This window comes from Moorena sp. SIO1G6, from assembly GCF_010672795.1.
Classification (GTDB): domain Bacteria; phylum Cyanobacteriota; class Cyanobacteriia; order Cyanobacteriales; family Coleofasciculaceae; genus Moorena; species Moorena producens.
The window spans coordinates 1-1,162 of sequence record NZ_JAAHFZ010000193.1; the positions used below are offsets into that span (position 1 = coordinate 1).

Annotated in this window: 1 pseudogene; it reads left to right on the forward strand. The window is 49.1% G+C overall.

The window, feature by feature from the left end:
• Window positions 1-77: 77 nt before the first annotated feature.
• Window positions 78-1,162 (forward strand): annotated as a pseudogene (locus F6K63_RS36965) (IS4 family transposase).

Below are 1,162 nucleotides of genomic sequence, written 5' to 3' on the forward strand. Positions count from 1 at the left end.
CTCAGTACAGGACAAAAGTTGCAAAAAGTGCCAGGGAGAGGGTTTGATGGAAATTACCACAAAGACCACAAACCCTCATGGAACAGATTAACCAACTTCGAGCCAAATTGCGACCCCACCTGGGCTGGCATGGGGCGCGACTCTCCTTCGTCGCCATGTTCCTCATAGCCCTATTTCGAGCCAAAACAGTCAATAAGCGCGGAGTTGGCGACCGTGTGCGGAGGAAAAGCCGCTCATGCATCTCACTACAAGCGAATGCAGCGATTCTTCCGGTCTTTTGACCTAGACATGGCTCAAATTGCCCAGATGCTCGTCAAATTGGCTGGAATCCCTCAACCTTGGGTACTGAGCCTTGACCGCACTAACTGGTATGCACGGAAAAACCCACTTCAACATCTTAATGTTGGGTGTGGTCCATGAGGGGATTGCTTTCCCCTTGCTGTGGAGTCTGCTTGAGAAGCAGGGCAATAGTAACAGTGATGAACGTATGGATTTACTTGATCGCTTTGAAGCTTTGTTTCCTGATGTGGTGATCGCGTACCTAACTGCTGACCGGGAATTTATCGGCCAAGAGTGGCTGTCCTATCTGTTGATGGACAAGCCAATTCCGTTTCGGATACGCATACCTCAAAGTGACTTGATTCGATCCCGGACTCGGCAACAAGCCGTACCAGGGTCTCGCTATTTTGCCAACTTGTCCGTCGGGGAAACTCGCGTCCTTTCAGGTCATCATTGGGTTTGGGGTCGCCCAGTCTATGTGATTGGCGCTCGCCTACAACCGACTCAAAAAGGAGATGATAATTTTCTGATTCTGGTCACCAATCATTGCCCCGAACAAGCTTTATCGGATTATACCCGCCGTTGGGGCATCGAGACCCTGTTTGCGGCACTGAAGACTCGGGGTTTTTGCCTTGAATCGACTCATTTCAATGATGCCCCGAGACTAAGCAAACTTTTGGCTTTGTTAGCGATCGCCTTTGTGTGGGCGATGAAGACGGGTTTGTGGCAACATACACTCAAACCCATTCCGATTAAATCCCATCAACGACGAGCCAAGAGCCTATTTCGTTTGGGATTTGATTATCTGCGCTCAATTTTCACCAATCTTGACCACCACTTCCCAGCTTTTCTTAACTCTCTCCATTTTTTGTCCTGTACTTAG